Genomic DNA, 21,671 nt, shown 5'->3' with positions numbered 1-21,671 from the left:
CGCCTCTCTCAGGCGTCCGCGAGGAAGCGGGCCAGCACCCGCACCCCGAATTCGATCGCGTCGACCGGCACCCGCTCGTCGACCCCGTGGAACATGCCGGCGAAGTCGAGGTCCGGAGTGAGCCGCAGCGGCGCGAAGCCGTAGCCGGTGATGCCGAGTCGGGCGAGGGACTTGTTGTCGGTTCCGCCGGAGAGCATGTACGGCAGCACGAGCGCGCCGGGGTCCTCCGCGTCGAGGGAGCCGATCATCCGGTCCACGAGGCCACCGGAGAACGGCGCCTCGAGGGCGATGTCGCGGTGGATGTCCTCGATTGTGATGTTCTCGCCGGCGAGTTCGGCGATCGTGGCCATCGCCGCCTCCTCCTCCCCGGGCAGGAACCGCAGGTCGACCGCGGCGCTGGCACCGCCGGGGATGACGTTGGCCTTGTAGCCGGCGTCGAGCCGGGTCGGATTCGCGTTCGTGCGCAGGGTCGCGCCCACGAACTTCGAGGCCGGCCCCAGGGCCGCCACGAGGTCGTCGATCGTGGCCGGATCCGCCGGGTCGAACGGGCGCCCGGTCAGGTCGGCGACACCGGCGAGGAGGTCGCGCACGGTCGGGTGGAGCGCCGTCTCGAAGCGGTGGGCGCCGATCCGCGCGATGGCGCCGGCGAGCTCGGTCACGGCGTTGTCGGTGTTGATCTGCGAGCCGTGCCCCGCCGTGCCCCGCGCCAGCAGGCGCAGCCATGCCAGGCCCTTCTCCGCCGTCTGCAGGAGGTAGACGCGGCGGCCGTCCACCTCCACCGAGTAGCCCCCGACCTCGCTGATCGCCTCGGTCGCCCCGGCGAACAGGTCCGCGTGGCGGTCCACGAGCCAGCGGGCCCCGTAGGTGCCGCCCGCCTCCTCATCGGCGAAGAACGCGACCACGAGGTCGCGGCGGGGTCGCCAGTCCGAGCGCTTCATGTCGCGCACGACCGCGAGGATCATCGCGTCCATGTTCTTCATGTCCACGGCCCCGCGGCCCCAGATCATGCCGTCCATCTCCTCGCCGCCGAACGGATCCATCTTCCATTCGGAGGCGTCCGCGGGCACGACGTCGGTGTGGCCGTGCACCACGAGGGCATCGCGGGCGGAGTCCGTGCCGGGGATCCGCAGAATCACGTTTCCGCGGCGGTCGTCGGATTCGAGGTAGACCGGGTCGTAGCCGACGTCGGTCAGCTGCTCCATCACGTACTCGGCGGCGGCACGCTCCCCCGGGCCCGTGTTGTCGCCGGGGTTGGTGGAGTCGATCCGGATGAGTTCGCGGCACATGCGCACCGCATCCAGTTCGGCCCGGCGGAGCTGGTCGGCGCGGGTGGTCGATGCGGACATACGGTCGGCCCTTCTCGTCGGTGTGCACGGCCTCGTCGGTGTGCTCAGCCTAGTTGGGCGCCGCTGTGATCGGCGTCTCATGCGCCCGCGGGGCAGGATTGGTTCCACCCTCGACCCCCGTGGTACGTTTACCTGCGTTCAAGGGCAATCGAAGTTGCCGGAGAACACCACCCGTCCGGGTGGCGGAATGGCAGACGCGCTAGCTTGAGGTGCTAGTGCCCTTTATCGGGCGTGGGGGTTCAAGTCCCCCTCCGGACACCAGCAGGTCGATTGCACGGCACAGGGCCGGATCACTCCCTCGGGAGCGATCCGGCCCTCTGCATTGGCGGGGGCGTGGTGCCGCGGAGGGGTAGGAGGCATCACGAACTGACGGGTACAGTGATGAGCGTTACACTCGGTGACCAACGTCCACGAGGAAGATCCGTTCACGCATGCCACTCTCACCGTCGCGATGGTTCCACCGCAACGCGCGCCCCACACGCAGCAACCGTCGCCACACCGGCGCGATGCTGGCTGCCGCGACCGTGCTCGTGGCGATCACCATCACGGGGGCCGGGCGCCCACCGGAGCCCGCCTACTCCGCGGTCGACCCGGCGCTCGTCGACGTCGGCAGCCCCGCGCTGACCCAGCCGCTCCTGCCGAGCAGCGTGCCGGTGCAGATCGTGTCGCCGACCACGGCCGGAGCTCTCCTCGGCTTCGGGAGTCTCTTCGGGAACGTGACGGCCACGGCCCCACCCGAGGGCGAGGCCCAGGTGGGTGAGGGCGAGGTGTGCATCTCCTCCCCCCTCATGCCCGGCACGTACCGCATCACCTCCAAGTACGGCATGCGCAGCAACCCGTTCGGCGGGCGCTACATGCTCCATGCGGGCACCGACATGGCCGCCCCGTTCGGCACCCCGATCCACGTCGTCGCGGACGGGATCGTCTCCTACACCGGCCCCGGCCGGGCGGGCCGTTCGAGCGAGCTGGTGATCGTCGACCACGAGGTCGACGGCAAGAAGTTCTCCTCGTGGTACGTGCACATGTACCCCGACGGCGTCTTCGTCGAGGCCGGGCAGAAGGTCCGCGCCGGCGAGGTGATCGCCGAGGTCGGCTCGAACGGCAACTCGACCGGGCCCCACGTCCACGTCGAGATCCACGCCACGGCGCCCGTGACCAAGGGGCTCGGCCTCATGGTGCCGCCGCGGATGCTCGCCGGCACCGCCCCGGATCCCTCCGCGACCTCCGTCTCACCCGAGGCGAGCCCCTCCGCCGCCGCCCTCCCCGACCCGTCCGAATCGGCCACGGACGGCGAGTCCTCGCCGTCGCCGACCGACCCGAGCGAGACCCCCACGGGTGAGACCCCGGACCCGACCGAGACGCCCGACCCGAGCGAGACCCCCACGGGCGAGACCCCGGACCCGAGCGAAACCCCCGACCCGAGCGAGACCCCCACGGGCGAGACCCCCGACCCCAGCGAGACGCCCACGGGCGAGACACCCGACCCGAGCGAGACGCCCACGGGCGAGACCCCGTCGGATCGGCCCTCGCCCTCGCCGAGCGGGCCGACGAGCCCGACGGGCACCCCCTCCCCCACGGACGAGCCGACGGGCGACGCCACCGAGGAGCCCACGGACGACCCGTCCGAGGACCCGTCCGAGGACCGGAGCGGGGAGGCCACGCCGCGGACCACGGGCTACTTCGACCCGGCGACCGGCGCCTACACCACCGACCCGCTCGCCTTCCTCGAGGCCCTCGGCTACGGCATCTCCTCCCCGACGGCCTGCTTCCGCTGACCGGCATGCCGTCCGCGACCTGACCGAGCGCGGCTACGAGGTCGCCGGGTGGGCCGCACCCGGGCCGGCTTCGCCCTCGCCCATCCCGACCCGCGCGGCGCGCTGGCGGGCCTCATCCCCTCCTGAGGCGCCCCGGGCCGGTTCGTGAGACGAGTCGGCCTCCGCCGGCACGCCGCGGGCGGCGGGCAATACAGTTCGTCGAAGGATCACGCCGAACGAGAGGATGCCGCCATGGGCGCCTACGACGCCATCACCGCCGAGCAGCTGCGAGCCGTCGGGGGCATGAAGTGGTCGGCGTTCCCGGAGTCCGTGGGGGCGTGGATCGCGGAGATGGACTTCGGCCTGGCCGAGCCGATCGCCGCCGCGCTGCACGACGCGGTCGCCCGCGGGCTCGTGGGCTACCTGCCGCCGCGGCTCACGGCGGACCTGGCGCAGGCGTTCGCCGGCTTCGCCGTCGACCGGTACGGCTGGGCCGTGGACCCGGGCGACGTGCGACCGCTGCCCGACGTGCTCACCGCGCTCTCGGCGATCATCGAGCGGTTCACCCCGGCCGGTTCCCCGGTGATCGTGCCCACACCCGCGTACATGCCGTTCCTGACGATCCCGGGCTACTGCTCGCGGGAGGTGGTGCAGGTGGCGATGGTCCGCGACGGTGACCGGTACGTCTACGATCTCGACGCGCTGGCGGCGGCGTTCACGGTGCCGGGCCAGCTGTTCGTGCTGTGCAACCCGCACAACCCGATCGGGCGGGTACTCGAGCCGGCGGAGCTGCTCGCGATCTCCGAGGTGGTCGAGGCCAAGGGCGGGCGAGTGTTCTCCGACGAGATCCACGCCCCGCTGGTGTTCGACGGGCACCGGCACGTGCCGTACGCGAGCCTGAACGAGACCACGGCCGGACACACGATCACGGCCACCTCGGCCTCGAAGGCGTGGAACCTGCCGGGCCTCAAGGCGGCCCAACTCGTGCTCTCCAACGACGCCGACCGGGCGGTGTGGCAGGCACGGGCCGGCCGAACCGCGGAGGGGACCTCGACCCTCGGGGTCATCGCCCACACGGCCGCCTACACCGGCGCGCTCGACTGGCTCGACGCGACGATCGGCTACCTCGACGCGAACCGGCGCGAGCTCGCCGGCCTCGTGGCCGAACACCTGCCCGGCGCCGAGTACATCCCGCCGGAGGGCACCTACCTCGGCTGGCTCGACCTGCGCGAGGCAGGCCTGCCCGCGGAACCGGCCGACTACCTGCGCAGCCACGCCGGCGTGGCCGCCACCTCGGGCGCGGCCTGCGGGGCGCCCGGCTTCCTGCGCTACAACTTCGCCACCCCCGCCCCGATCATGCGGGAGTCGATCGCGGCGATCGGGGCGGCCGTGGCGCGGTAGGGCCCGGGTCGTCCACAGCCTCCCCAACTCCCGGACACGCCCGCGGTTTCCGCGTAGCTTGGTGCCTCGAGGCTCACCATGTCCACTGCCGCACAGTTGCTCGAAGTCGAGGTCCGCGAACTCATCCGTCGCCGCGGACTCGACCCGGCACGCGACGACACCCGGACCCGCGAGCTCATCGCCGAGGCACTCGCCGACTACGAGACCCGCTCGCTGCGCGGGATCGTTCCGCAGCTGCCCGACCTCACCGAGGCCGCCAAGGCCCTGCACGACGTGGTCGTGGGCTTCGGGCCGCTCCAGCGCTACCTCGACGACCCGGAGATCGAGGAGATCTGGATCAACGAACCCGGCCTGGTCTTCGTGGCCCGACACGGCAAGGCCGAACTGACCACCACGCTGCTCACCGAGCGGCAGGTGCACGACCTGGTCGAACGGATGCTGCGCTCCACCGGGCGCCGCCTCGACCTGAGCACCCCGTTCGTCGACGCCTCCCTGCCCGGCGGGGAGCGGCTCCACGTGGTCATCCCCGACGTCACCCGCCGGCACTGGGCGGTGAACATCCGCAAGTACATCGCCCGCGCCGACCACATCCGCGACCTCGTCGACCTCGGCTCCCTCACCCCGGCGGCCGCGACCTTCCTCGAGGCCTCCGTCACAGCCGGACTGAGCATCCTCGTCTCCGGCGCCACCCAGGCCGGAAAGACGACGGCGCTGAACAGCCTCGCCGGCGCGATCCCCGGCGGGGAGCACGTGATCACGTGCGAGGAGGTGTTCGAGCTGCGGCCCGCGGGCAGGGACGTCGTGGCGATGCAGTGCCGCCAGCCGAACCTCGAGGGCACCGGCGAGATCCCGCTGCGCCGGCTCGTCAAGGAGGCCCTGCGGATGCGGCCGAACCGGCTGATCATCGGGGAGGTGCGTGAGGCGGAGGCGCTCGACCTGCTCATCGCGCTCAACAGCGGCATCCCGGGCATGGCCACCGTGCACGCGAACTCCGCGCGGGAGGCCCTGGTGAAGATGTGCACCCTGCCGCTGCTGGCCGGAGAGAACATCTCCGACCGGTTCGTCGTGCCGACGGTCGCGAGCGCGATCGATCTCATCGTGCACCTCGACCTCGATCGGGACGGGCATCGTCGCACCCGCGAGATCCTCGCCGTCACCGGTCGCGTCGAGGGCTCCGTGATCGAGACGGCCACGCTGTTCGAACTGCGGGAGGGCCGACTCGCGCGCGGCGACGGCATGCCCCCGCACGAGGAGCGGTTCCACCGGCTCGGCTACGACCTGGCCGATCTCCTCCAGCCCGCCCCGGAGCGCTCATGGGCACGGTGACCGGCCTGCTGCTCGGCGCGGGCCTCGTGTGCATCTGGTGGTCCTGCTGGGATCCGCCGCCACCGAAGGAGTCTGCTCCGTCCTCCTGGCGGGCGCGGGCACACGACCGGCTCACGCAGGCGGGCATGCATCAGGTCACCCCCACGGCGCTCGCCGCCGTCTCGATCGGGCTCGCGCTCGTCGTCTATCTCGGCGGGCTCGCCCTGAGCGGCTCGGTCGCGGTCTCGTGCTCCTTCGCCCTCATGGCGGCCGCGGCTCCCGCGGGCTACGTGCAGTTCCGGGCCCGGCGCCGCATCCGGGAGGTCCGGGAACTGTGGCCGGACGTCGTCGACGACCTGCTCTCCGCGATCCGCGCCGGCATGTCGCTGCCCGAGGCGATGCTGGCGCTCGCCGACCGGGGCCCGGCCGAACTCCGGCCCGACTTCGCCGTCTTCGCCGCCGACTATCGCGCCACCGGCCGGTTCTCGGACTCCCTCGACCTGCTCAAGGACAGGCTCGCCGACCCGGTGGCAGATCGGATCATCGAGGCGCTCCGCCTCACGAGGGAGGTCGGCGGCACCGAGTTGGGCCGGCTGCTGCGCACGCTCTCGCAGTTCCTGCGCGACGACCTGCGCACCCGGGCCGAACTCGCCGCCCGCCAGTCCTGGACCGTCAACGGTGCGCGCGTGGCCGCCGTCGCACCCTGGATCGTGCTCGCGCTGCTCGCCACGAGGGGGGAGACGGCCCGCGCGTTCGACACCGCGGCCGGGGTCGTCGTGCTCGTCATCGGCGCCGCGGTGACCGTCGTGGCCTACGCACTCATGGTCCGCATCGGCCGGCTGCCGGAGGACGCGCGGGTGCTGCGATGACCGAGAGCCTGAGCGCGACCGGCGCGGTCGTGGGGTTGCTGTTCGGATTGGGCGCCGCGCTCGTGGCCTGGCGGGTGAGTGCACGCCGGCCGCGGCTCATCGACCGGGTCGGCCCCTACCTGCGGGAGGCTCCGGCCACCTCCGCGCTGCTCGCCGCCCGGGCCACCCCGTTCCCGTACGTCGAGCGGATCATCGCACCGGTGCTGACCGACATCGGACGGCTGTTGGAACGGCTCGGATCACGGTCGGGTTCGATCGAGCGCCGGCTCGTGCGCACCGGCTCGGAGCCGAACGTCGAGGCCTTCCGGATCGAGCAGGTGCTGTGGGCGGTCGGCGGGCTCGCCGGCGGCCTGGCCCTCGCTCTGCTCGTCGGTGCCACCCGCGGGGTGCGGCTCGTGCCGCTCACGGTGCTCGTGCTCCTGTGCGCCCTGACCGGGGCGCTCCTGCGCGACCACCTGCTCACCCGCGCCGTGCGCGACCGGGAGCGGGCGATGGCGGCCGAGTTCCCCACGGTCGCCGAGCTGCTGGCGTTGGCGATCAGCGCCGGTGAGTCTCCCCTGGCGGCGCTCGAACGACTCGCCGCCACGACCTCGGGGGTGCTCGCGGCGGAGATCGACCGGACCCTGGCCGACGTGCGCTCCGGCCGGGGAGTGGCGGAGGCGCTCGAACGGATGGCCGGGCGCACCGACCTGCCGGCGATCGCCCGGTTCACCGACGGGGTGGCCACCGCCATCGAACGCGGGACGCCGCTGGCCGAGGTGCTCCAGTCCCAGGCCGTGGACGCCCGGGTGATCGGGCACCGGGAACTCATGGAGGCGGCCGGCCGCAAGGAGGTCGCCATGATGATCCCGGTCGTCTTCCTCATCCTCCCGATCACCGTGCTCTTCGCGCTGTTCCCGGGCTTGAGTGTGCTCTCGCTCGGGTAAGGCCCGGGTGGGAGGACGGGTGAGCGGCTGGGCGCGTCAGCGCCGACCTCTCGCGAAGTACCAGATCGGGCCGACGAAGTTGATCAACGTGATCGCGCGCCATCTCCCCTTGGAGCCGCGGATCTGCGCCGCGTCACGGTGGGACAGGTCCCAGTGGGCCGCACCGAGCAGTCCGAGCTGGATCCCGGCGAGCGCGCACACGAGGACCTTGATGCGTGGCGGCTGGTCCGCCCATGACCTTCTCATCAGCGTCGTCCGTTCTGTCGTTCCGACCCTCCCGTCAACCGTGCCACACCGTGTCCCCCCGCCACCAGGGCACGTAGGCTGGGAACCGAGGAGCGTGGCAGTCGAGCGTCGATCACCTGGAGGCCCTGTGAACACCGATCCGACGCCGAGTTCCGAGCGCAGCACCGCCTCCGGATCGCCGGCCGAGATCCCGCCCGCCGGCTGGCGCTACGCCACCGGTCGCGCCGTCCGCGGGTTCCTGTCCGACCAGGGAACCGACCTGGCCGCCGCGCTCACCTACTATTCGGTGCTGGCGGTCTTCCCCGGCCTCATCGCCGCGCTCTCCCTCCTGGGCATTCTCGGGCAACGCCAGCAGACCCTCGAGACGGTCATGCCGGTGCTCGAGCGGGTCCTCGGATCCTCCGCCTCGGAGACGATCGCGCCGGTGATCGGATCGCTCGCGACCGCTCCGGGCGCCGGACTGGCCCTGATCTTCGGCCTGGTCACGGCCCTGTGGTCGTCCTCCGCCTACGTCACCGCGTTCAGCCGCGCCGTGAACCGGGTCTACGGGGTCCGTGAGGGACGGCCGGTCTGGAAGCTGCGCCCGCTCATGCTCCTCGTGACGCTCGCGGTGCTCGTGCTCGTCGTCGCCGCCGCGCTCATGCTCGTGCTCTCCGGCGGCGTGGCCGCCGCGATCGGGGAGGCGATCGGGTTGAGTTCGACCGTCGTGACCGTGTGGAGCTTTGCGAAGTGGCCGATCGTGCTCGTGATCGTGCTCATCATCGTGGCCCTGCTGTACTACGCCACCCCGAACGTGAAGCAGCCGAGGTTTCGCTGGATCAGCGCCGGGGCCGCGGTCGCGATCGTCGTGTGGATCGTCGCCTCGGTCGGCTTCGGGCTCTACCTCGCGAACTTCGCCTCCTACGCCACGACCTATGGCGCGTTCGCCGGCCTCATCATCTTCCTGCTGTGGCTGTGGATCACGAACCTCGCCCTGGTCTTCGGGGCGGAGTTCGACGCCGAGCTCGAGCGCTCCCGCGAATTGGCGGCCGGGATCGCCGCGGAGCGGGACATTCAATTGCCGGTGCGCGACGACGCCAAGATCGTCAAGGGCGACCGGAGGCTGCAGGCCGACATCGACGCCGGGCGCCGGCTCCGCCTCGCCGGCCGGGACTCCGCGGACTCGACCGGCTCGACCGGCTCGACCGGCTCGACCGGCTCGGAGTAGCCGCCCGCACTCCCTCCACCCGCCGTATCCACAAGGCCCCCGAACCGGCACCATTTCGACTCCCGGCCGCGTAGCGTGGATCCTCAGGCAGACTCGAGGAGTGTCACATGAGGAGTCAACGATGACCCGTCGACTATTCCGGCGCGGCGACCGGAGCCGTCACCGGGCGCCACGACCCGCACCGTGGCAGCGGCTCGTGCGCGAGGACCGGGGCGACATCCCGGGCTGGGTGATGATCGTCGTCATGACGGCGGGACTCGTCATCCTCATCTGGGCGCTCGCGGGCGAGGCGTTGACGAACGTCTTCAACACGGCGATCGACCGCATCCTGGGGGCATGAGTCCCGCCGGCGCCGCCCCGGAGCACCGCCGGAGTGACTCCGGCTCGGCGATCGTCGACTTCGTGCTCGTGAGCGTCCTGGTGATCACGCTGTGCGTGGGCGTGATGCAACTCGCGCTGGCGCTGCACGTGCGCACGGTGCTCATCGACAGCGCCGCCGAGGGTGCCCGATACGCGGCCCGGTACGGCAGCGGCCTGGACGACGGCGCCCGCCGCGCGCGCGAGCTCATCACCGGCACCCTGCCGGCGGCCTATGCCGCCGACGTCCGGGCCGAGTACACGCCGCTGCACCCGTCGACGGGCCCGGCCCGGCAGGCCGTCGTGATCCACGTGCGGGCCCCGCTGCCGCTGTTCGGCCTGCTCGGCCCCGCGGTCGTCGACGTCTCCGGCCGGGCGGTGGCCGAATGACCGGCCGGCCCCTCGCCCGACTCCGGGCACGCCTGGCGCGGGTGGCCGCGGGCGGGGATTCGGGCAGCGCGGTCGTGGAGTTCCTCGGGGTGACCCTCCTGCTGCTCGTGCCCACGGTCTACCTCGTGCTCACCCTCGCCCGGGTGGAGGCCGCCGCATTCGCCGCGGAGGGGGCCGCGCGCGAGGCCGGGCGGATCATCGCCGCGGCCGAGAGTATGGACGACGCCCTGGTCACCATGCATCAGGCCGTCGAGTTGGCCTTCGCCGACCAGGGCATCGACGTCGATCCGCAGGCCGCCGTGGCCGTCACCTGCTCGGACGACCCGTGCCTGAGCCCGGGGGCGTATGTCCACGTCGCCGTGGCGGCCACGGTGGATCTGCCGCTGCTGCCCGACGTGGTCGCCGACGCGACGAGGTCGTCCGTGCGGATCGAGGCGAGCGCGACCACGGGCATCGACCGATTCCGGGAGCGACCGTGAGCATGCGGCGGGCCGGTTCCGACGAGGGTCAGGTGTTGCTGCTCTCGATCGCACTCGGGGTCGTGGTGCTCGCGCTCGTCATGGTGCTCGGGTCGATCGCATCGATCTACCTCGAACGGAAGCAGCTGTTCGACCTGGCCGATTCGATGGCGGCCGACGCCGCCGACGCCCTCGACGAGGACCTCTACTTCGACGATCCGGGATCCGAGGTCACCCTGAGTGATGCGAGCGTCGCGGCCTCGGTCGCGGACTACCTCGCCGGCGCACCGGCCACGACGACGTCGCGCTTCGAGCACCTTCGCGTCGTCTCGGCGACGACCCCGGACGGGCGCACCGCCCGGGTGCACGTGACGAGCCGGGCCCGGCCCCCGCTCATCCCCTGGGTGCTCGTGCCCTGGAGCGACGGATTCACGATCGAGGCCGTGAGCCTCGCCCGGGCCGACTGACCTGGCGCTCCGCACGCGGCGTGGGGAACATCCCGGGTCGCCACGACACAAAAAGTTCCCCAGCCGGTGGAGCGCACCCCGCCCCGGCGCAAGCGGGGAACATCCCTGGTCGCCACGACACAAGAAGTTCCCCAGCCGGTGGAGCGCACCCCGCACCGGCGCAAGCGGGGAACATCCCTGGTCGCCACGACGCAAGAAGTTCCCCGCGCGATCCGCGCGGCCCGCCGACGAGCCCCGGCGACCCGAGCGGGAGTCCACGTCGACGACCGGGGCGAGCGGGCGCCGTCCAGACGCGATCAGCGCCCCGGCTCCTCTCCTCGCGGCCGCCGACGCCGAGCGCGGGCGCGGTCACGTTGCCCTCGACCGCGGCCCCGGCGGCCCGGGACCTGCCGCTCGTGCGCCGACCGATCCGGCCGGCGATCGCCTCCGCGATGCGCGAGAGCACGTAGTTGAGGACGATGAAGATGACGGCGGCCACGAACATCGTCTGCAGGATCGGGTAGGGGGCGTCGCTGCCGAGCAGGCGCGCCGCGCGCAGCAACTCGGAGTAGGTGATGATGTAGCCGAGGGCCGAGTCCTTGAGGATGATGATGAACTGGCTCACGAGGGCCGGCAGCATCGCCAGCAGCGCCTGCGGCAGCTCGATCGAGCGGATCGACTGGCCCCGGGTCATCCCGATCGCCAGGCCCGCCTCCCGCTGCCCCTTCGGCAGCCCGAAGACCCCGGAACGCACGAGCTCGGCGATGACCGCCCCGTTGTACAGGGTGAGACCGATAATCACCGCGTACATGGGCGCGGACTCCGACGGGATGACGTCGAAGCCCGACAGCAGGAACCAGGCCGCGATCATCATGATGAGCACGGGCACCGCCCGGAAGAACTCGACGATGATCCCGCAGGCCCACCGCAGCGCGCGGTTGGCGGCGAGCCGCCCGACGCCGAAGAGCATCCCGAACACGAGCGCGAGCACGACCGAGTAGAGGGCCGCGATCACGGTGTTCTGCAGCCCCGGCAGGAAGTAGAACCTCCAGGCCCGGGCGGTGAAGATCGGCTCCCACAGCTCGCCCGCGAACTGCCCGTGGTCGGCGAGCTGCCAGATCACGTAGGCGCCGATGCCCAACACGACGAGCGCGCCGACGATGTTGCCGTAGACCTGCCGGCGGCGCGCCCTCGGCCCGGGGGCGTCGAACAGAACGGACTGGGAGGTCATCGGGTCACCGCCAGACGCTGGGAGAGATAGGTCATGAGGAGGCCGACCGGGATGACGATGACCACGAACCCGGCCGCGATCGTGAGGAAGATCGGCATGACGTAGTTGCCGTGGTCACGGATCATGTCGCCCATGATGATGGAGATCTCCTCCACGGACGCCGCGGAGGCGACGGTCGTGTTCTTGATCAGCGCGATGACCGTGTTGCCGACCGGGGCGATCGAGCCGCGGAAGGCCTGTGGGAGGATGACGAGCCGGGCTGCGGGCAGGAAGCCGAGGCCGATCGCCCGGGCCGCCTCCGCCTGCCCCACCGGCACGGTGTTGACGCCCGAACGGAACGACTCGCACATGAACGCCGCGTGGTAGACCGTGAGCGCGAGGGTCGCGAGCCAGAAGAAGTTCGTGGGGAAGTCCTTCGAGAACTCCACCCCGAGCTGGGGCCAGAGCACGAGCACGGCGAACACGACGATGATCGTCAGCGGCGTGTTCCGCACGAGGGTGACGTACGTGCTGCCCGCCCACTGGAGGGAGCGGATCGGTGAGATCCGCATGAGGGCGAGCACAGCACCGATGACGATCGAGCCGATGCCGGCATAGATCGCCATCTGGATGTTGAGCCAGTACGCCCCCAGGATGTCGTACTCGGAGAGCACGTCGAGGAATTCGCTCACGCGGGCCTCACCTTCGTCGGTCGCCGGGATCAGGGCCCGTCGTCGACGGGCCGGAGCGGGCGGGGCCGGTCACTCGACCCGCCCCGCCGCCTCGACTCAGGAGCCGCAGGGCTTGGGCGTGGGCGGGTTCTTGTCACTCGGGGTGTAGTTGGCACCCTCGGTGTTCTTCTGGATGAACTTCTCCCAGCTGCCGTCGTCGATCATCTCGGTGATCGCCTCGGTGATCGGCTCGCACTTGTCGGATCCCTCGGGCAGGCCGACCCCGTAGTTCTCGTCGGAGAACGGGTTGCCGACGACCTTCATGGTGCCGCTGCCGTCGGCCGCGGCCAATCCGGCGAGGATGATGTCGTCCGTGGTCACGGCATCGACCTGGCCGCCCTTGAGGAACTGGATGCACTCCGAGTAGCCGGGCTGCTCGATCAGCTGGACCTGGTCCGCGAAGTCGTCCTTGATCCGCTTGGCCGAGGTCGACCCGGAGACCGAGCACAGGTTCTTGCCGTTGAGATCCTCCGGGCCCTGGATGGAGTCGTCGTCGGCGCGCACGAGCAGGTCCTGGCCGGCGATGAAGTACGGCCCGGCGAAGTCCACGACCTCGTCGCGTTCGGGGGTGATCGAGTAGGTGGCCACGATCATGTCGACCTGGCCGTTCTGGAGCATCGTCTCGCGCTGGGCGGAGACCGATTCGACCCATTCGATCTGGTCGGGCGAGAAGCCGAGCTTGTCGGCGATGTAGGTGGCCACGTCGACGTCGAAGCCGGTGTAGGTGTCGCCGTCCTTGAAGCCGAGGCCCGGCTGGTCGAACTTGATACCGATGCGGATGCCGTCACCGCCCCCCTCGTCACCGGAGTCGCCGGTCGAGGTCGCGGTGTTCTCACCGCCGGTGTCGCCCCCGCCCTCACCGGGGGTGGCGCTCCCGCAGGCGGCGAGCATGAGGGCTCCGGTCGCGGCGAGCGCGGCCAGGACGGGAAGTCGTCGCTTCATGTGATTCTCTCCTTCGATGGTGGGCGGCGGGTGGGCCGCCGCGTTCGTCACGGTGGAAACGGGTCGGAGTCAGTGGGTGAGGATCTTGCCGAGGAAGTCCTTCGCCCGGTCGCTCGTGGGATGGGCGAAGAACTCGTCGGGCTCGTTCTCCTCGACGATCTGCCCATCGGACATGAACACGACCCGGTCGGCCGCCCGGTGCGCGAAGCCCATCTCGTGGGTCACGACGACCATGGTCATGCCCTCCTTCGCGAGGGCGACCATGACGTCGAGCACCTCGTTGACCATCTCGGGGTCGAGTGCCGAGGTCGGCTCGTCGAAGAGGAGCACCTTCGGTCGCATCGCGAGGGCGCGGGCGATGGCCACGCGCTGCTGCTGCCCTCCGGAGAGCTGCGCCGGCAGCTTCTCGGCCTGATTCGCCACGCCGACGCGTTCGAGCAGCTCCATCGCGAGCTTCTTCGCCGCGGCGCTCTTCATCCGCTTGACCTTGATCGGGCCGAGCGTGACGTTCTCGAGGATCGTCTTGTGCGCGAACAGGTTGAACGACTGGAACACCATCCCCACGTCGGCGCGCAGCCGGGCGAGCGCCCTGCCCTCCTCGGGCAGCTCCTGGCCGTCGAGGGTGATCGATCCGTCGTCGATCGGCTCGAGCCGGTTGATCGCCCGGCAGAGCGTGGACTTGCCGGACCCCGAGGGCCCGATGACCACGACCACCTCTCCCCGGTGCACGGTCAGGTTGATGTTCTGGAGCACGTGCAACTCACCGAAGTGCTTGTTCACGCGGTCGAGGACGACGAGCGGCTCGCCCCGGTGGGTCGGGCCGCCGGCCGCGGGGGTGACGGGGCTCACATCTGCGTCTGGCATGGGTCGAACATAACGCAGCAGCCGCTACCGCGCAGCGCTGCGCGGTAACGTTGCGGACACGATCGGAGCCGGAGGGGACCGGCGCGAGGCGGATCAGAGCCAGCGTTGCCGCTTGAAGACGACGTAGAGGGTCGTCGCGGCCGCGAGCATGATCGCCAGCGCGTACGGGTAGCCGAGGAACCAGTCCAGTTCGGGCATGTTCGTGAAGTTCATGCCGTAGATGCCGGCGACGACGGTCGGCGTGAACAGGATCGCCGCCCAGGCGGAGACCTTCTTGGTCTGCTCGCCCTGCCGCAGCGCCGTCTCGGTCATCCGGGCCATCTCCTCGTTCTGCTGCTGGCTCACGAGGGCCGTGTGCAGCTGCAGCCCGGAGGCGAGGATGTCGCGGTAGGAGTCGAGTTGACCGGCGATGCGCAGCACGTGGTCGAAGACGTCGCGCAGGTGGGCACGCAGCTGGTCGTTCTCGATCTCCGTGGCCGACTGCATCGCGTCGTGACCGGTCAGCTGCTCGAGGATCTCGACGAGCGGGTGCACGGCCCGCTGCAGCGCGATGATGTCGCGGATGTGCTGGTAGATGCGTCGGGGCACGTCCCGGTCGCCGGAGAAGAGGGCGTCCTCGACGTCGTCGATCGCCTCGAGCAGGTGCGCCACGACGGGGGCGTAGTCGTCGACGAGCTGGTCGAGGATGGCGTACAGGATCGCGGTCGGGCCGAGCCCGAGCTCGGTCGGGTCGGCCTCGAGGCGGGCCCGCACGCCGGCCAGGTCGGGGGACTCGGCGTGGCGCACGCTCACCACGAAATTCGGGCCGACGAACAGGTGCAACTCCCCCACCTCGACCCGGCCGGCGGCGATCATCGCCGGGCGGAGCACGATGAAGTCGGTCCGGTCGTACCGCTCCAGCTTGGATCGCTGGTGCGCCCGGACCGTGTCCTCCACCGCGAGGTCGTGGAGCGAGAACTCGTCCGCGACCTGGCGCATCTCCTGCTCGTCCGGCCGGTAGAGCGCGATCCACGCCACCCCTCCCCGCCGGCGCAGCTCCTCGAACGTGCGCTCGAGCGAGCTGGGCTCGGCCGCCCGGACGCCGTCGACGTAGATGGCGTTGGTGATCATCGTCATCGGACCATCATGACGCGTCGCCGGGCCGCGCCGGGGGCGGTCGCCGGATCGCCTGCACGGATATGGAACCGATACGGCACCGATACGGCACCGATACGGCAGAATGATCCGTTGTGTTCCATCTGATGTTCCACGAGCCGAAGATCCCGCCGAACACGGGCAATGCGATCCGGATGGTGGCGGCCACGGGCGCGGCGCTGCACCTGGTGGAGCCGCTGGGCTTCGTGCTCACCGATGCGCACCTGCGGCGCGCGGGACTCGACTACCACGACCTGTCCCGGGTGTACGTGCACCGCGACCTCGAGACGGCGCTGGACTTCGTGACCCGGCACGGCAGCGGCCGGATCTTCGCCTTCACGGGCCACGCCGCCACCTCGTTCGCCGACGTGGCCTACGAGCCGGGCGACACGCTGCTCTTCGGCACGGAGCCGACCGGGCTGCCCGCGCACGTGCTCGACGACCCGCGCCTCACCGCGCCGGTGCGGATTCCGATGCTTCCCCAGATCCGCTCGCTCAACCTCTCCAACGCCGCCGCCGTGGCCGCCTATGAGGCCTGGCGCCAGCACGACTACGCCGCCCCGCCGCCGGGGTGGCTTCCCCGCCACCCCACCGGGACCTGAGGGCTCGCCCCCGGCACCCGTCGACACCCGCCGGCACCCGTCGGCACCCGCCGGCACCCGTCGACACACGGCCCAACGTCGTGCGCGCGGGCGGTGGGCGTAGCAGACTTCCCCCATGAGACTGCTGCCGTCCTTCGGTCGGGGCCGGATCCGCCGGGCGCCCTCGGTGCCACAGGCGCCCTCGGATCCTCCGGGCCCGTCCGAGCCGACCTCCCGGGTCCTCGCCTCGGCCCGGCCGGCCTATCGGGGCTCCCGGGTGCGCTCGGCCCGGCTGCCGGTGGGCTACCAGAGCCGGGAGGCGATCGACGACGGCGTCCCGCGCTGGCTGCGCAGGGCCGCCGGCATCTCGTGGCGGATCCTCGCCGTCGTCGCGCTCGTCGTGCTCTTCGTGTACGCGATGGCGAAGATCCAGCTGGTCTTCATCGCCGTGTTCCTCTCGCTCGTCGTCGCCTCCGTGCTGCGCCCGGTGGTCAACACCTACGCGAAGGTGATGCCGCGCGGGCTGGCGACCGCGGCGGCGATCCTCTCCGGCCTCGTCGTCGTGGGCGGGCTCATCACCTACGTCGTCATCTCGGTCACGGGGCAGTGGGAGGGGCTCGTGCAGCAGTTCTCCTCCGGCATCGGCGACCTGACCACGAGCCTGCAGAATCTGCTCTCCCGGTTCGGGCTCCCACACGATCAGCTGCAGCGGTGGACCTCCCCCGACCAGCTCGACCAGTGGCGGCAGGAGGCGTTGCAGTGGTTCGAGCAGAACCAGTCGAACGTCATCTCCTCGGCCGCCTCGAGCGCCGGGTCGATCGTCGAGGTGTTCGCCACCCTCGCGCTCTCGACCTTCGTCACCATCTTCTTCCTCGCCCGCGGCGCGGAGATGTGGCACTGGTTCATCAACCAGCTGCCCGCCCGGGTCCGCCCCGGCTGGATCCTCGGCGCGGAGGCCGGCTGGTACACCTTCTCCGGTTACGCCCGCGGCACCGTGATCATCGCCCTGTCCGACGGCATCCTCGCCGCGATCCTGCTCTCGATCGTCGGCGTGCCGCTCGCGCTGCCGCTCGCGGTGCTCGTCTTCATCGGCGCGTTCATCCCCCTCGTCGGCGCCCCGGCGGCGATGATCATCGCCGCCATCGTCGCCCTCGCCGCCAACGGCTGGGTCTCGGCCATCATCGTGACCATCGGGATCGCGCTCATCGGCCAGTTCGAGGGCCATGTGCTCCAGCCGCTGGTCATGGGCCGGCAGGTGTCGCTGCACCCGGTCGTCGTGGCGGTCGCCGTCACGGCCGGAACCCTCGTGGCCGGCATCCTCGGCGCGGTCATCGTCATCCCCCTCGTGGCGGTCGTGTGGGCGGTGTACTCGGCGCTGCACGACAAGGACCAGCCCGTCCCGGACGAGGAGTTCACCCGGGCCCGCGAGACGATGCGACAACGCAAGGTCGCCGACCGCGAGCACGACTGAGGCGCCGCAGCCGCGCATCGGCCGTCACCGGAAGTCCCGCGAGCGGGAGGGCACCCGCAGCGGCAGGTCCGTCAGGGTCTCGGCGAGCACGTTGCTCACCCCGTCGGCCCGCTCGACCATCCCGCGGATGATCAGGGCGGCCGACGTGCGGGCCACCCGCCGGTAGCGGTCCCACACCGCCACCGGGCAGACGACGTTGACCAGGCCCGTCTCGTCCTCCAGGGAGAGGAACGTGACCCCGCGGGCCGTGGCGGGCCGCTGCCGGTGCGTGACCACCCCGGCGACCCGGATCCGGCGACGGTCGGTCACCCGCTGGCACTGCACCGCCGTGAGCACCCCGGCGCGCTCCAGTTCCGCCCGCAGGAACTGGGTGGGATAGGAGTCCGGGGAGAGCCCGCTCGCCCACACGTCCGCCACGGCGGTGGACACCTCGTCCATCGGCGGCAGGGCCGGCGCCCGGGTTCCCACCTCGAACGGCAGCACCGGTTGTACGAAACCCTTGCTACGTCGTCCATTCGCCCCCGCGAGCGCGCCCGCCTGCCACAGCGCCTCGCGGCGGCTCAGCCCGAAGCACTCCAGCGCCCCGGCGGTGGCGAGGGCCTCGAGCTGGGCGGCGCTCAGCTCGACCCGGCGCGCCAGCTCCCCGAGCCCGGCCGGCGGCGACTGCTCCCGGGCGGCGACCACCGCCGCCGCGGCCCTCTCCCCCAGGCCCCGGATCGGCGCGAGCCCGAGCTGCACGAACAGCCCGGCGGCGTCGGAGTGCACCTGCGCCTGCACCCCGGAGACGTCCACCCGGGCCCGCTCCACCCGCACCCCGCGGCGGCGGGCGTCGGCCACGAGCGAGGCCGGGGAGTAGAACCCCATCGGCTGCGCGGCGAGCAGCGCGGCGTAGAACGCCTCCGGATGATGCACCTTGAGCCACGCGCTCGCGTACACGAGGTAGGCGAAGGAGAACGCGTGCGATTCCGGGAAGCCGAAGTCGGCGAATCCCTTGAGCTTCTCGAAGATCTCCGCCCCGGTCTCGCGGGAGATCCCGCGCTCCGCCATGCCCTCGAGGAGCCGGCCGCGCAGGGCCTCCATCCGCTCGGCGGACCGTTTGGAGCCCATCGCCTTGCGCAGCCGGTCGGCCTCGGCGGGGGTGAACCCGGCCGCGTCGATCGCGATCTGCATGAGCTGCTCCTGGAACAGCGGCACGCCGAGGGTCTTGGCCAGCGCCGGCTCGAGCAGCGGGTGCAGATAGGTGACCGGTTCCCGCCCGCGTGCCCGCTCGATATAGGGGTGCACGCTCGCGCCCTGGATCGGGCCGGGGCGGATGAGCGCCACCTCGACCACGATGTCGTAGAAGCGGCGCGGGCGCAGCCGCGGCAGCGTGGCCATCTGGGCGCGGGACTCCACCTGGAACACCCCGACCGTGTCGGCGGCGCACAGCAGGTCGTACACGGCGCCGTCCTCCTGCGGGATGCTGTGCAGGTCGAGGTCGGTGCCGGTGAGCTCGCGCACCGTGTCGAACGCGATCCGCAGCGCGGTGAGCATCCCCAGCCCGAGCAGGTCGAACTTGACCAGGCCGGCGTCGGCGGCGTCGTCCTTGTCCCATTGGATGACCGTGCGGCCCTCCTTCGCCGCCCATTCCACGGGCACGACGTCGATGACCGGGCCCTCGCAGATGACCATGCCGCCGGAGTGGATGCCCAGGTGGCGGGGCAGGCGCAGAAACCGCTCGGCCAGGTCGAGCACGGGTGCGGGGATGCCGGCCGTGTCGCCGCCGTCGCCGCTGCGGGCCGCCGCCTCCGCCTCCGGTGAGGGGATCCACGGGCCGTCGCGGGTGGGGCGTTCCCGCTTCTGGACGACGCCGCTCGCCCCGGGCGGGTCGCCCGCCGGCCGCAGGCTCCCCCAGCGTTCGATGCCCTTGGCCCAGGCGTCGGTCCGGCCCGCGTCGTGTCCGAGCGCCCGGGCGGCGTCGCGGATCGCCGAGCGGGGCCGGTAGGAGATGACGTTGGCGACCTGGGCGGCGTGGTGACGCCCGTAGCGGGAGTAGACGAACTGGATCACCTCCTCGCGGCGGCCGGCCTCGATGTCGATGTCGATGTCGGGCGGTCCGGAGCGGCCCGGGGAGAGGAAGCGTTCGAAGAGCAGCCGGTGCTGCACGGCGTCGACGGCGGTGATGCCGAGGGCGAAGCACACGGCCGAGTTGGCGGCGCTGCCGCGGCCCTGACACAGGATCCCGTTCGCGCGGGCGAACTCGACGATCTCGTGCACGATGAGGAAGTAGCCACTGAAGTCGAGCCGGTCGATCGTGGTCAGCTCGTGCTCGAGCATCGCGTAGGCGCCCGTCTGGCGTTCGGCCTCCGGCGGGCCGTAGCGCTCCCGGGCGCCGACGTCGGTGAGGTGGCGCAGCCAGGTGGTCTCGGTGTGCCCGGCCGGCACGGGGAACGGGGGCAGGTTGGGGGCCACGAGCGCCAGGTCGAAGGCGGTCTCGGCGGCGATGGCGACCGTGGCCGCGAGCGCGCCGGGGGTGCGGGCGTGCAGGCGGGCCATCTCGGCCGGGGAACGGAGGAAGGCGGGTGCGGCGGGGAGCCGGCCGTCGATCTCGGCGAGGGTGCGCCGGGCGCGGGTGGCGGCCAGGGCGGTGGCCAGGGGCTGATCGGCCGGGGTCGCGCAGTGCACGGCCCCGGTGGCCACGGCCCCCACCCCGGCCCGGGCGGCGACCTCGGCGAGTGCGGCGCAGCGCAGGTCGTCTCCGGGGGCGCCGTGGTGGGTGAGCTCGACGTAGACGTTCGTGCGGCCGAAGGTGTCCGCGAGGAGCCGGGTCTCACGGACGGCGGCGTCGAGATCCCAGCGGCCCGGTGCGGGTTCGAGGGCGCGGCGCACGGCGCCCTTGCGGCAGCCGGTGAGCACGATCCATTCGCCGGCGGCGGTCTCGGCGAGGCCCTCGAGGCTGTAGTCCACACGGCCCTTGACGCCGGTGGCCAGGTGCCCGAGCGCCAGGGCCCGGGAGAGGCGGTGATAGCCGGCCGGACCGCGGGCGAGCAGCACGAGGTGGTTCCCGCCCGGGTCGGGCGTGCCGGTGCGCTCGGGCGAGCCGCCCGCATCCGCCGCGGAGTCGAGGGTGACCTCCGCCCCGAAGATGCTCGGCAGGCCGAGGGCGCGGGCGGCCTCGGCGAAACGAACCACCCCGTACAGGCCGTTGTGGTCGGTCAGCGCCAGGGCGCGCAGGCCCCGGCCCGCCGCCTCGGTCGCGAGCTCCTCGGGCAGGCTGGCCCCGTCGAGGAAGCTGTAGGCGGAGTGGGCGTGCAGCTCCGCGTAGTCGAACATGCGTTCTAGCATACTCGACCCCGCCACGCCAGAGACCCCCCAACCGAGCCCACGATCGAGAGGAGTGTGCTTACCTAGAGTCCATCGCCCCAAGGGGGCATAGGGAGGAGAACGTCAATGCCGAGGGGCACGCGCAGTGCAGTCACTGCCACCTTGCATGTCGGAGCGGTAATCATTTTCAACGATCCCCACCCGGGCGGAGAGCGGAGAATGTGCCGATCGACAAATCGTGGAGGACCTGCTCGCCGAGGCGGCACCACCCTCTCTATTGAAAGAGACGTGTAAGCATGCACATCTTCGCAGCAGCTGCATCCGGGATTGTTATTGGAAGATTCGTCTACACGACCTGGAAACGGGGACGACAGCCCACCTGGCTACTCGTCGGCAACCTCGGGCTCGTGGGCCAGTTATTCCTCCTCAAAGATGAGATCACACTCCTGATCTCCTTCTTTGCGGCATTCGTTGCAACAGCCCTCATATCAATGCAATTGCCTGAGCAAAGCGGAGATCACGGCGACGAAGAGGACCTGCTCACTGCAGCCCAGACGCGGGAGGCCAGGGCGTCAGACGGTCCCGAGGGTTAGCGTGAGAGAAATGTGGGTAGCAAAGGGTCAAGTCCCGCAGCCTCGGCGACCTCTCGGTCGTCGAGAACGTCCACCGCCGCACGCCCCCACCTTCGGGCGCGACTCGGGGTGACCGCTCTCCGCCCTCCCGGTACCGT

The 21,671-nt window shown here is 71.4% G+C and carries 21 protein-coding genes and 1 tRNA gene; 14 read left to right on the top strand and 8 right to left on the bottom strand.

From position 1 onward, the window contains the following. Window positions 1–8: 8 nt before the first annotated feature. Window positions 9–1,346, bottom strand: coding sequence for a M20/M25/M40 family metallo-hydrolase (locus GCE65_RS06265; RefSeq protein ID WP_152818797.1), 1,338 nt, complete (start codon window positions 1,344–1,346; stop codon window positions 9–11). 173 nt (window positions 1,347–1,519) lie between these two features. On the opposite strand from GCE65_RS06265, the gene GCE65_RS06260 reads away from it, so the two are divergent. The 6 genes from GCE65_RS06260 (at window position 1,520) to GCE65_RS06235 (ending at window position 7,601) form a co-directional block, all read left to right on the top strand. Then, a tRNA-Leu gene (locus GCE65_RS06260) sits at window positions 1,520–1,607 on the top strand. A 245-nt stretch (window positions 1,608–1,852) separates the two neighbouring features. Next, entirely contained in the window at window positions 1,853–3,121 is a 1,269-nt protein-coding gene (locus GCE65_RS06255) for a M23 family metallopeptidase (RefSeq protein ID WP_194928848.1), read from the top strand. 231 nt (window positions 3,122–3,352) lie between these two features. Next, window positions 3,353–4,501, top strand: a complete 1,149-nt coding sequence (locus GCE65_RS06250; RefSeq protein WP_153877774.1) for a MalY/PatB family protein — start codon at window positions 3,353–3,355, stop codon at window positions 4,499–4,501. A gap of 78 nt (window positions 4,502–4,579) precedes the next feature. Continuing rightward, window positions 4,580–5,827: a CpaF family protein gene (locus tag GCE65_RS06245; RefSeq protein WP_152818793.1), complete on the top strand. Its 1,248-nt coding sequence runs from the start codon at window positions 4,580–4,582 to the stop codon at window positions 5,825–5,827. Next, window positions 5,815–6,675 carry a type II secretion system F family protein gene (locus GCE65_RS06240; RefSeq protein WP_152818791.1) on the top strand — a complete coding sequence of 287 codons (861 nt, stop codon included), beginning with the start codon at window positions 5,815–5,817 and terminating at the stop codon, window positions 6,673–6,675. Before GCE65_RS06245 ends, GCE65_RS06240 begins: the two co-directional genes overlap by 13 nt. Beyond that, window positions 6,672–7,601, top strand: coding sequence for a type II secretion system F family protein (locus tag GCE65_RS06235; protein WP_153877773.1), 930 nt, complete (start codon window positions 6,672–6,674; stop codon window positions 7,599–7,601). Before GCE65_RS06240 ends, GCE65_RS06235 begins: the two co-directional genes overlap by 4 nt. A gap of 36 nt (window positions 7,602–7,637) precedes the next feature. Here GCE65_RS06235 and GCE65_RS06230 read toward each other — a convergent pair whose 3' ends face one another. Beyond that, window positions 7,638–7,847 carry a hypothetical protein gene (locus GCE65_RS06230; protein WP_152818789.1) on the bottom strand — a complete coding sequence of 70 codons (210 nt, stop codon included), beginning with the start codon at window positions 7,845–7,847 and terminating at the stop codon, window positions 7,638–7,640. Between the two features lie 127 nt (window positions 7,848–7,974). Here GCE65_RS06230 and GCE65_RS06225 point away from each other — a divergent pair, with 127 nt between their 5' ends. From GCE65_RS06225 to GCE65_RS06205, 5 genes are all read left to right on the top strand, one after another. Next, complete coding sequence (locus GCE65_RS06225; protein ID WP_194928847.1) at window positions 7,975–9,054, top strand: YihY/virulence factor BrkB family protein; 1,080 nt, start codon at window positions 7,975–7,977, stop codon at window positions 9,052–9,054. Window positions 9,055–9,175: 121 nt separating this feature from the next. Beyond that, complete coding sequence (locus GCE65_RS06220) at window positions 9,176–9,394, top strand: hypothetical protein (protein ID WP_152818787.1); 219 nt, start codon at window positions 9,176–9,178, stop codon at window positions 9,392–9,394. Continuing rightward, the gene (locus GCE65_RS06215) at window positions 9,391–9,801 is read left to right on the top strand and encodes a TadE/TadG family type IV pilus assembly protein (protein ID WP_153877771.1); all 411 of its coding nucleotides are present in this window, start codon (window positions 9,391–9,393) and stop codon (window positions 9,799–9,801) included. The genes GCE65_RS06220 and GCE65_RS06215 overlap by 4 nt, the downstream gene beginning before the upstream one ends. Continuing rightward, window positions 9,798–10,280, top strand: a complete 483-nt coding sequence (locus tag GCE65_RS06210) for a pilus assembly protein (protein ID WP_153877770.1) — start codon at window positions 9,798–9,800, stop codon at window positions 10,278–10,280. The genes GCE65_RS06215 and GCE65_RS06210 overlap by 4 nt, the downstream gene beginning before the upstream one ends. After that, window positions 10,277–10,726 carry a hypothetical protein gene (locus GCE65_RS06205; RefSeq protein WP_152818784.1) on the top strand — a complete coding sequence of 150 codons (450 nt, stop codon included), beginning with the start codon at window positions 10,277–10,279 and terminating at the stop codon, window positions 10,724–10,726. Before GCE65_RS06210 ends, GCE65_RS06205 begins: the two co-directional genes overlap by 4 nt. Here GCE65_RS06205 and GCE65_RS06200 read toward each other — a convergent pair. The 5 genes from GCE65_RS06200 to GCE65_RS06180 form a co-directional block, all read right to left on the bottom strand. Next, window positions 10,689–11,936 carry an amino acid ABC transporter permease gene (locus GCE65_RS06200; RefSeq protein ID WP_153877769.1) on the bottom strand — a complete coding sequence of 416 codons (1,248 nt, stop codon included), beginning with the start codon at window positions 11,934–11,936 and terminating at the stop codon, window positions 10,689–10,691. The two genes, GCE65_RS06205 and GCE65_RS06200, sit on opposite strands and share 38 nt — an antisense overlap. Then, on the bottom strand, window positions 11,933–12,607 hold the full coding sequence (locus GCE65_RS06195; RefSeq protein WP_153877768.1) for an amino acid ABC transporter permease: 675 nt from the start codon (window positions 12,605–12,607) through the stop codon (window positions 11,933–11,935). Before GCE65_RS06195 ends, GCE65_RS06200 begins: the two co-directional genes overlap by 4 nt. Before the next feature lie 96 nt (window positions 12,608–12,703). Then, window positions 12,704–13,588 (bottom strand): glutamate ABC transporter substrate-binding protein, encoded by an 885-nt coding sequence (locus GCE65_RS06190; RefSeq protein ID WP_152818782.1) that lies wholly within the window; start codon window positions 13,586–13,588, stop codon window positions 12,704–12,706. Between the two features lie 69 nt (window positions 13,589–13,657). After that, the gene (locus tag GCE65_RS06185) at window positions 13,658–14,452 is read right to left on the bottom strand and encodes an amino acid ABC transporter ATP-binding protein (RefSeq protein ID WP_152818781.1); all 795 of its coding nucleotides are present in this window, start codon (window positions 14,450–14,452) and stop codon (window positions 13,658–13,660) included. A gap of 93 nt (window positions 14,453–14,545) precedes the next feature. After that, entirely contained in the window at window positions 14,546–15,568 is a 1,023-nt protein-coding gene (locus GCE65_RS06180; protein WP_153877767.1) for a magnesium and cobalt transport protein CorA, read from the bottom strand. A gap of 113 nt (window positions 15,569–15,681) precedes the next feature. On the opposite strand from GCE65_RS06180, the gene GCE65_RS06175 reads away from it, so the two are divergent. Together GCE65_RS06175 and GCE65_RS06170 are read left to right on the top strand one after the other, a co-directional pair. Continuing rightward, complete coding sequence (locus GCE65_RS06175; protein WP_153877766.1) at window positions 15,682–16,188, top strand: tRNA (cytidine(34)-2'-O)-methyltransferase; 507 nt, start codon at window positions 15,682–15,684, stop codon at window positions 16,186–16,188. Window positions 16,189–16,303: 115 nt separating this feature from the next. Continuing rightward, window positions 16,304–17,638 (top strand): AI-2E family transporter, encoded by a 1,335-nt coding sequence (locus GCE65_RS06170; RefSeq protein WP_153877765.1) that lies wholly within the window; start codon window positions 16,304–16,306, stop codon window positions 17,636–17,638. Window positions 17,639–17,662: 24 nt separating this feature from the next. Here GCE65_RS06170 and dnaE read toward each other — a convergent pair whose 3' ends face one another. Further along, a complete protein-coding gene (dnaE, locus tag GCE65_RS06165) occupies window positions 17,663–20,950 on the bottom strand; it encodes a DNA polymerase III subunit alpha (RefSeq protein ID WP_153877764.1) in 3,288 nt (1,095 codons plus the stop codon). Between the two features lie 287 nt (window positions 20,951–21,237). Between dnaE and GCE65_RS06160 the strand changes: the two genes are divergently transcribed. Beyond that, complete coding sequence (locus GCE65_RS06160; protein WP_153877763.1) at window positions 21,238–21,534, top strand: hypothetical protein; 297 nt, start codon at window positions 21,238–21,240, stop codon at window positions 21,532–21,534. Window positions 21,535–21,671: the final 137 nt, after the last annotated feature.

The organism is Pseudactinotalea sp. HY158, from assembly GCF_009660225.1.
Lineage (GTDB): Bacteria > Actinomycetota > Actinomycetes > Actinomycetales > Beutenbergiaceae > HY158.
The sequence above is the reverse complement of the archived record's forward strand: the minus strand, read 5'-3'. Positions and strand labels throughout refer to the sequence as shown.

Excerpts from the sequence above, each read along its gene's own strand:
- GCE65_RS06265 (WP_152818797.1), bottom strand. The coding sequence starts at position 1,346 with ATGTCCGCATCGACCACCCGCGCCGACCAGCTCCGCCGGGCCGAACTG.
- GCE65_RS06255 (WP_194928848.1), top strand. The coding sequence starts at position 1,853 with ATGCTGGCTGCCGCGACCGTGCTCGTGGCGATCACCATCACGGGGGCC.
- GCE65_RS06250 (WP_153877774.1), top strand. The coding sequence starts at position 3,353 with ATGGGCGCCTACGACGCCATCACCGCCGAGCAGCTGCGAGCCGTCGGG.
- GCE65_RS06245 (WP_152818793.1), top strand. The coding sequence starts at position 4,580 with ATGTCCACTGCCGCACAGTTGCTCGAAGTCGAGGTCCGCGAACTCATC.
- GCE65_RS06240 (WP_152818791.1), top strand. The coding sequence starts at position 5,815 with ATGGGCACGGTGACCGGCCTGCTGCTCGGCGCGGGCCTCGTGTGCATC.
- GCE65_RS06235 (WP_153877773.1), top strand. The coding sequence starts at position 6,672 with ATGACCGAGAGCCTGAGCGCGACCGGCGCGGTCGTGGGGTTGCTGTTC.
- GCE65_RS06230 (WP_152818789.1), bottom strand. The coding sequence starts at position 7,847 with ATGAGAAGGTCATGGGCGGACCAGCCGCCACGCATCAAGGTCCTCGTG.
- GCE65_RS06220 (WP_152818787.1), top strand. The coding sequence starts at position 9,176 with ATGACCCGTCGACTATTCCGGCGCGGCGACCGGAGCCGTCACCGGGCG.
- GCE65_RS06215 (WP_153877771.1), top strand. The coding sequence starts at position 9,391 with ATGAGTCCCGCCGGCGCCGCCCCGGAGCACCGCCGGAGTGACTCCGGC.
- GCE65_RS06210 (WP_153877770.1), top strand. The coding sequence starts at position 9,798 with ATGACCGGCCGGCCCCTCGCCCGACTCCGGGCACGCCTGGCGCGGGTG.
- GCE65_RS06200 (WP_153877769.1), bottom strand. The coding sequence starts at position 11,936 with ATGACCTCCCAGTCCGTTCTGTTCGACGCCCCCGGGCCGAGGGCGCGC.
- GCE65_RS06190 (WP_152818782.1), bottom strand. The coding sequence starts at position 13,588 with ATGAAGCGACGACTTCCCGTCCTGGCCGCGCTCGCCGCGACCGGAGCC.
- GCE65_RS06185 (WP_152818781.1), bottom strand. The coding sequence starts at position 14,452 with ATGCCAGACGCAGATGTGAGCCCCGTCACCCCCGCGGCCGGCGGCCCG.
- GCE65_RS06180 (WP_153877767.1), bottom strand. The coding sequence starts at position 15,568 with ATGACGATGATCACCAACGCCATCTACGTCGACGGCGTCCGGGCGGCC.
- GCE65_RS06170 (WP_153877765.1), top strand. The coding sequence starts at position 16,304 with ATGAGACTGCTGCCGTCCTTCGGTCGGGGCCGGATCCGCCGGGCGCCC.
- dnaE (WP_153877764.1), bottom strand. The coding sequence starts at position 20,950 with ATGTTCGACTACGCGGAGCTGCACGCCCACTCCGCCTACAGCTTCCTC.
- GCE65_RS06160 (WP_153877763.1), top strand. The coding sequence starts at position 21,238 with ATGCACATCTTCGCAGCAGCTGCATCCGGGATTGTTATTGGAAGATTC.